This is a genomic window from Streptomyces nanhaiensis (genome assembly GCF_046614825.1).
In the GTDB taxonomy this organism is placed as follows: domain Bacteria; phylum Actinomycetota; class Actinomycetes; order Streptomycetales; family Streptomycetaceae; genus Streptomyces; species Streptomyces radiopugnans.
This window is the reverse complement of sequence record NZ_JBKJFM010000077.1, coordinates 20,688-27,351: the sequence shown is the minus strand read 5'-3', so window position 1 is coordinate 27,351 and position 6,664 is coordinate 20,688. Positions and strand designations below refer to the sequence as shown.

Below are 6,664 nucleotides of genomic sequence, written 5' to 3'. Positions count from 1 at the left end.
GCCTCCGCCTCGGCGACCAGCCGCCGCAGCACCTCCGCCAGCGGGGCGGGCGGCGCGGCGCCGGGGTCCTCGACGGGCAGCAGCCCGCGACCGCCCCAGCAGCGGCGGTGCCAGGCGTCGCCCGGCGGCTGCCGGACGCCGACGTGCTTCTGCTCCCTGCGCCGCCGCGCGAAGTCGCGCTCGTACGCCAGCCACACCTCCCGGGCCTCCTCCAACTCCTCCAGGGCGGCCACCAGCCGCTCCGGATCGGGGCTGCGGTCGTCGGGGGAGATGCCCGCGCGGGCGCACAGATGGTGCCAGGTGGCGCGGTGCCCGTAGGGGGCGAAGCGCTCCAGGCACTTGCGCAGGGCCTGCCTGCGCTGGGACGGGTCTCTCTCTGGATCACGGACCTGTTCTGCCAGGGCATTGAAACCGGCCAACGCGTACCACCTCCGACGTAAGTGACCACAGCCGTCATCGTTGGGACGTACCGGACCCTCCAATGGATCCGTGTGCCCCCGAATCTTCCGATGCCACATACCGACTGGTTAGTCTGTGCAGGGAATCGGTGGATCACCGGGAGCGGCCGGAAGACGGCCACCGCCGGCGACCGGAACGAGACGAAGGGTGGGCACATGGAGGACCTGCGGGACGCGGGCGTCGTGGTGACCGGGGCGGGCGGCGGCATCGGAGCCGCCCTCGCACGCGCCTTCGCCGCACGCGGCGCCAGGGTCGTCGTCAACGACCTCGACGCGGCCAAGGCCGAGGCCGTCGCACGGGAGATCGGCGCCACCGCGGTGCCCGGCGACGCCTCGGGGATCGTCCCCGCCGCCCGCGAGGCCCTCGGCGGCCGTATCGACGTCTTCTGCGCCAACGCAGGCATCGCCCCCGCCGGCGGCCCCGAGGCCGAGGACGCCGTCTGGGACGCCGCCTGGGACGTCAACGTCATGGCCCACGTCCGGGCGGCGCGCGAACTGCTGCCCGAGTGGCTCGAGCGCGGCCGCGGCCGCTTCGTCGCCACCGTCTCGGCCGCCGGGATGCTCACCATGGTCGGCTCCGCGCCCTACAGCGTCTCCAAGCACGCCGCCCTCGCCTTCGCCGAATGGCTGTCGGTCACCTACCGCCACCGCGGGATCGACGTCCACGCCGTGTGCCCGCAGGGCGTGCGCACCGACATGCTCGCCTCCGCCTCGACCGCCGGCGACCTGGTGCTCAGCCCCACGGCCATCGAGCCGGAGGACGTCGCCCGCGCCACCCTGGAGGCCGTCGACGCCGGGCGCTTCCTGGTCCTGCCGCACCCGGAGGTCGGCCGCTACGCCGTCGCGCGGGCATCCGACACCGACAAGTGGCTGGACGGCATGAATCATGTGCAGCGGAAGCTGGAGACAATCCAGCGGGACCAGCAGGTCCGGTAAGGCCAGAGAAAAGCAGGAGGAACCGCCATGACGAGCCCGGCGAACCAGCGGCAGGACGACGCCCCCACCCAGCCTGTCCCGCAGCGGCTGCTGGCCGCCGCCACCCGGCTGTTCGCCGACCGCGGCTACGACCGCACCTCCGTCCAGGAGATCGTCGAGGCGGCGGGCGTCACCAAGGGCGCCCTCTACCACTACTTCGGCTCCAAGGACGATCTGCTGCACGAGATCTACGGCCGGGTGCTGCGCCTGCAGCAGGAGCGGCTGGACGCCTTCGCCTCCTCCGACGCGCCCGTGGAGCAGCGGCTGCGCGACGCCGCCGCCGACGTCGTCGTCACCACCATCGACAACCTCGACGACGCCTCGATCTTCTTCCGCTCCATGCACCAGCTCAGCGAGGACAAGCAGAAGCAGGTGCGGGCCGAGCGCCGCCGCTACCACGAGCGGTTCCGCGCCCTGATCGAGGAGGGGCAGGAGGCGGGGGTGTTCTCCACCGCCACCCCGGCCGACCTGGTGGTGGACTACCACTTCGGCTCCGTCCACCACCTCAGCACCTGGTACCGGCCCGGCGGGCGCATGACCCCGCAGGAGGTCGCCGACCACCTGGCGGACCTGCTGCTGCGGGCCCTGCGGCCGTAAGCCCCTGCCGCGACCCGCGACCCGCGAGCCCGGCGCCCCGGCGCCCTCGCGGACCACCCGGAGAACCCGGCACGACCCACGACCCACGATTCCGGACCCACGACACACGACCCCACACGGTCCACGACCAGGGCGGAGGCCTCAGGTGAAGGCATGGCGCGTCCACGAGAACGGCGAACCACGCGATGTGATGCGGCTGGAGGAGGTCCCGGACCCCGAGCCGGGCCCCGGCCGCCTCCTGCTGCGCGTACGGGCGGCGAACGTCAACTTCCCCGACGCGCTGCTGTGCCGCGGCCACTACCAGGTACGGCCCCCGCTGCCCTTCACCCCCGGCGTGGAGCTGTGCGGCGAGGTCGTGGCGGCCGGCGAGGGCACGGCAACCGCCGTCGGCGCCCGGGTCATCGCCCAGCCCGACCTCCCCCACGGCGCCCTCGCCGAACTGGTGGCGGTCGACGAGGCCCGCTGCGCCCCGGCGCCGAAGGCGCTGGACGACGCCGAGGCCGCCGCCCTCCACATCGGCTACCAGACCGGCTGGTTCGGCCTCCACCGCCGCGCCCGCCTCCAGGCCGGCGAGACGCTGCTGGTCCACGCCGCCGCCGGGGGAGTGGGCAGCGCCGCCGTCCAGCTCGGCCAGGCGGCGGGCGCGAAGGTGATCGGCGTCGTCGGAGGCCCCGGAAAGGTGGCGGTGGCGAAGGAGCTGGGCTGCGACACGGTGATCGACCGGCGCGCGGCCGACGGCGTGAAGGGCCTGGCCGAGGCGGTCAAGGAGGCCACCGGCGGCCGCGGCGCGGACGTGGTCTACGACCCCGTGGGCGGCGACGCGTACACCGCATCAACCAAGTGCGTCGCCTTCGAGGGCCGGATCGTGGTCGTCGGCTTCGCCGGCGGCACCATCCCCGCACCCGGCCTCAACCACGCCCTGGTGAAGAACTACGCGATCCTCGGCCTGCACTGGGGCCTGTACAACACCCATGACCCGGCCGCCGTCCGCGCCTGCCACCAGGAGCTGACCAGGCTCGCCGAACAGGGCGCGATCAAGCCGCTGGTGAGCGAGCGCGTACCGATGGAGGGCGCGGCCGACGCCGTCCAGCGCGTCGCCGACGGCACCACCACCGGCCGCGTCGTCATCCAGCCCTGAGCCCCTCCGGCCCGCCCGCCTGCACAGTGTGGCTCTGTCCGCGCGGGAGCGGGCTCTGGCACGAGTTGCGTGATGCCCACGCAGAGTGACTGCGGCTGTGAGGGGGTCAGATCTGGTTTCCCGGGTGCCGGGCGTTCCAGGAGCTGATTATTGCTGCTCGCTGGTCGTCGAGATTCACGACGTCTTCGGGGGGTGCCGGGGCGAAGATGTCGACTATCTCAGAGCCCTCGCTCTGCCGTTCCGAGTGGCGGACGTATGCCTGCCGGCCGTTGGTGAACTGTCGCAGTTGTCCGGAAGGGTGGACGTTGGGGCGGGCTCCCTGGCAGCACAGGAGGCGACCGTCACGTTCGAGCTGTTGCCGGGCCTGGGAAAGGCAGTCGAGATAGTCGGTCCCGCTGAACTCTGTGCGCGAGTGAGCATCGAGGAGCGCGATGAGAGCGGTGGAGGGATCACTGAGGCAGATGGTGACGTGACGCACCAGGCCAGCAGCGTCAACGGTCTGAAGGTCTATCTCCTCGGTCCACTTCGGCCGAGGAACGTCGCTGTCGTCAGTTGTGTCCTGCTCGGACCGGCTATTCATACCGACCATGATCTCTGCCGTTGGCAGGCCAGGGAAGCTCTCACTCCGCCAGCAGGACGCGCTTGCGGAGGAGGGCGAAGCCGGCGCGGCCGAACATCTGGCGCTTGAGCATTTTGATCCGGTTGACGTGTCCTTCGACGACGCCGGAGCTCCAGGGCAGGGTAAGGCCCGCGATGACCGCGTCGCGGTCTCGGTCGATGCCGGCCGCGAGAGTGTGGAGGCTGGGCAGGTCGTCCTGGCGGACGGCGTCGAGCCACTGCGGGAGTCGTTCCCCCTGCCGCTCGGTGAGCATCTGGGCGAAGGAGCGGACGTGATCGGTCAGAGCATCGAGTTCAGGGCAGTTGGCCAGGACGGCCTTGAGCCGGATCTGTTCGATCTCGGTCAGCGTCTCGGGCCGGCTGAGGATCCATCTCGTCACCACGCGGGGTGCCGGCGGTTGCGCGGTGACCGGCCGTGGCGAGGTGCGCTTCTCTCGCAGGTAGGCGCTGACCCGGCCGTAGCTGCCTCGGTAGCCCAAGGGAACGATCTCTTCCCGGAGCTTCCAGGCGTTGGTGCAGCCCTCGCCCCCAGCGTTCGTCCAGGTAGGGCTTGTACTCGTCGAGGACGGAGGTCCTGTTGTGCTGCCACTGGCCGCGAAAGAGGTCTTCCGGCCTGGCGGCGTCGGCGAGGCTCTTGACGGTCCGGTGGGTCATGTTCAGCTGGCGCCCGATGGAACGGCGGCTGTGGCCGGCGTCCAGCAGCGCGTGGACCGTGGGTGCCTGGCTCGGACCCGGTTGGCGAACCGCTCGCTCCGCCATGGAGAGCCCGCCTTCTCCTCGGGCGGCGCAGGTTCATCGGCCTTCCCCTCGCGATCGGGGACGAGGACGCGAAGGCACTGGCGGTGGCGGGCGACAGCCCGCTCAGCGGCCTGGCCGAGGTTGTGCCACAGATGCCAGCGGTCGGCGATCTGCGTCGCCTGGGGTGCCCCGGCTGTGGCGCCTTCCGCGAAGAACGGCGCGCGGTCCCGGCAGACGATCTCGATCCCGGGTCGCTTCGCCAGCCATGCAGCCAGACTGGACGCCTCCCGGTCAGGCTGCAGATCCACCGGCCGACGGGTCTCGACATCGACGAGCACCGTGCCGTAGACCCGTCCCTTGCGTGTGGCGTACTCATCAACACCAACCACCCGCGGGGCCGGGACTGCGGGTTCGGGCAAGACATCGAGCAGCCGCAAGAGTGCGCTGCGGCTGATGGACAACCCGAAGGCCCTCGCCATCCGGGCGCCGGCCCGGCCGGCGAGGGCGAGCCCCACCGCGGCGAGAGTCGACCGCAACCGCTCCGTCCACCTGCTGTACCGCCGGGTCAGCCCCGGCAACTGCTCAGCGAACGTCCGCCGAGCACACGAAGACTGCGGACAGAAGAACCGCCGGACTCGCAGTCGGAGGACCACCAGACGTCCCCCGCTCGGCACGTCCGCGGGAAACCGCAGGTAAGAGCTGTGCACCCGGGACGACTCGCTTCCACAGTCCGGGCATGCCGCCCCGACCGACGTACTGCTGACGTCGACGCGTATCGCCTCGTGGCTCACATCCAGCGACAGCACCGACACGTCCGCGGTGGACGGGAACAGCAGGCCCTCCAGACGGGGCGACATCGCTTCCACGACGCCGCACTGTCGACCACACCAAGACGGGCTCCGGTCGTTTTCAGGCAACTTCCCGAAGCCTGTTTGGAGCGGCGGCCGTCACTCAGCGTGCACGCTTCACGGAAGTCGCGCCAGACCCCGGGAGCGGGCAGCGGATGTGCACCGGTCCGGGAGGCAGCAGCCGCCCGAGAGGGAATCGAAATGTCCACCAGCCCGGTTGATCGCGTACCGCGGACTCACCGCCCATGCGGCGCGTCCGGTGTCACCGGGGATGTGCGTGCCCCCGGCCGTCCGGACAAACGGATGACCGGGGGCGAGCGTGATGCGGCAGGATGCTCCGTATGGCATTGACCACCCCCGAGCTGCACACCGCCCGCCTGCGACTGCGGCCGTTCACCGACGCCGACGCGGCGCCGCTCTACGCGCTGCACAGCAGCGCCCACGTGCTGCGTTACTGGGACTCCCCGCCGTGGACCGAACCGGCCCGCGCCCAGCGCTTCATCGCGACCTGCCGGAGGATCGAGGAGGAAGGCACGGGAGCGCGGGTGGCCGTCGACCGCGTCCGCGACGGTGCGTTCATCGGCTGGTGCGGCCTGACAAGCTGGAACCCGGACTTCCGCAGCGCCTCCCTGGGCTACGTCTTCGACGCCGCCGCATGGGGCCACGGCTACGCCACGGAGACCGCGCACGCCGTCCTGCGGTGGGCGTTCGACACCCTGGACCTGAACCGCGTCCAGGCCGAGACCGACACCCGCAACGTGGCGTCCGCCCGGGTCCTGGAGAAGCTCGGCTTCGTCCGCGAAGGCACTCTCCGCGAGGACTGCGTCGTCAACGGCGATGTCTCCGACTCCTGGGTCTTCGGCATCCTCCGCCGCGAGTGGCACCCGACGGCCACGCCGACGGCCGGCCACTAGGACCGGGACCTGCCCCCGTCTTTCGGTCCGCACCCCCGCCGAAGTCACCGTGGGCCGCTCCGGCAAGCTCAGTGTCTTCGCCCGCCCCACCGGTCCCGGCCGTCCGCGCCGCTGGAGCATCCAGTAGCCCGCGGGGCCGCCTGATGGCCGAGTTCTTCGCCCGGGCAGGTTCCGCACGCATCCGGCTGGGGGCGCCGACTGCAACGAACGGGCGATCCGGCTCCATCTGAGCCACGGCTTCGAGATCGCAGGTGAGCGTTACCTCTGGCGAGGAAGGATGCCCACCCCGCCCATGATCCGCGAGGCCCCGACGGCCGCCGGCATCAGCCGAGCGCGGGCAACGGGCCGTGCGCACGGTCACGGCTCGCCGCCATTTCC

General features: G+C 71.6%; 6 protein-coding genes and 1 pseudogene. 4 read left to right on the top strand and 3 right to left on the bottom strand.

The features are described 5' to 3' along the window. Positions 1-419: hypothetical protein (locus ACLIYP_RS17790; protein ID WP_412714116.1), on the bottom strand; the 419-nt coding region annotated here is incomplete at its 3' end. A gap of 195 nt (positions 420-614) precedes the next feature. Between ACLIYP_RS17790 and ACLIYP_RS17785 the strand changes: the two genes are divergently transcribed. The 3 genes from ACLIYP_RS17785 to ACLIYP_RS17775 all read left to right on the top strand — a co-directional run bounded on the left by ACLIYP_RS17785 (position 615) and on the right by ACLIYP_RS17775 (position 3,168). After that, entirely contained in the window at positions 615-1,394 is a 780-nt protein-coding gene (locus ACLIYP_RS17785; RefSeq protein WP_412714115.1) for an SDR family oxidoreductase, read from the top strand. Between the two features lie 27 nt (positions 1,395-1,421). Further along, positions 1,422-2,030 carry a TetR/AcrR family transcriptional regulator gene (locus tag ACLIYP_RS17780; protein ID WP_412714114.1) on the top strand — a complete coding sequence of 203 codons (609 nt, stop codon included), beginning with the start codon at positions 1,422-1,424 and terminating at the stop codon, positions 2,028-2,030. 145 nt (positions 2,031-2,175) lie between these two features. Continuing rightward, positions 2,176-3,168 (top strand): NADPH:quinone oxidoreductase family protein, encoded by a 993-nt coding sequence (locus ACLIYP_RS17775; RefSeq protein WP_412714113.1) that lies wholly within the window; start codon positions 2,176-2,178, stop codon positions 3,166-3,168. A 106-nt stretch (positions 3,169-3,274) separates the two neighbouring features. Here ACLIYP_RS17775 and ACLIYP_RS17770 read toward each other — a convergent pair whose 3' ends face one another. Then, a complete protein-coding gene (locus ACLIYP_RS17770; RefSeq protein ID WP_139238174.1) occupies positions 3,275-3,748 on the bottom strand; it encodes a hypothetical protein in 474 nt (157 codons plus the stop codon). Positions 3,749-3,788: 40 nt separating this feature from the next. Further along, positions 3,789-5,381 (bottom strand): annotated as a pseudogene (locus ACLIYP_RS31030) (ISL3 family transposase). A gap of 332 nt (positions 5,382-5,713) precedes the next feature. Here ACLIYP_RS31030 and ACLIYP_RS17755 point away from each other — a divergent pair. Next, positions 5,714-6,286 (top strand): GNAT family N-acetyltransferase, encoded by a 573-nt coding sequence (locus ACLIYP_RS17755; protein ID WP_412714111.1) that lies wholly within the window; start codon positions 5,714-5,716, stop codon positions 6,284-6,286. Positions 6,287-6,664 lie beyond the last annotated feature (378 nt).

Bases quoted from the DNA above. Each gene is read 5' to 3' on its own strand.
- ACLIYP_RS17770 (WP_139238174.1), bottom strand. From the start codon at position 3,748: ATGAATAGCCGGTCCGAGCAGGACACAACTGACGACAGCGACGTTCCT.
- ACLIYP_RS17780 (WP_412714114.1), top strand. From the start codon at position 1,422: ATGACGAGCCCGGCGAACCAGCGGCAGGACGACGCCCCCACCCAGCCT.
- ACLIYP_RS17755 (WP_412714111.1), top strand. From the start codon at position 5,714: ATGGCATTGACCACCCCCGAGCTGCACACCGCCCGCCTGCGACTGCGG.
- ACLIYP_RS17785 (WP_412714115.1), top strand. From the start codon at position 615: ATGGAGGACCTGCGGGACGCGGGCGTCGTGGTGACCGGGGCGGGCGGC.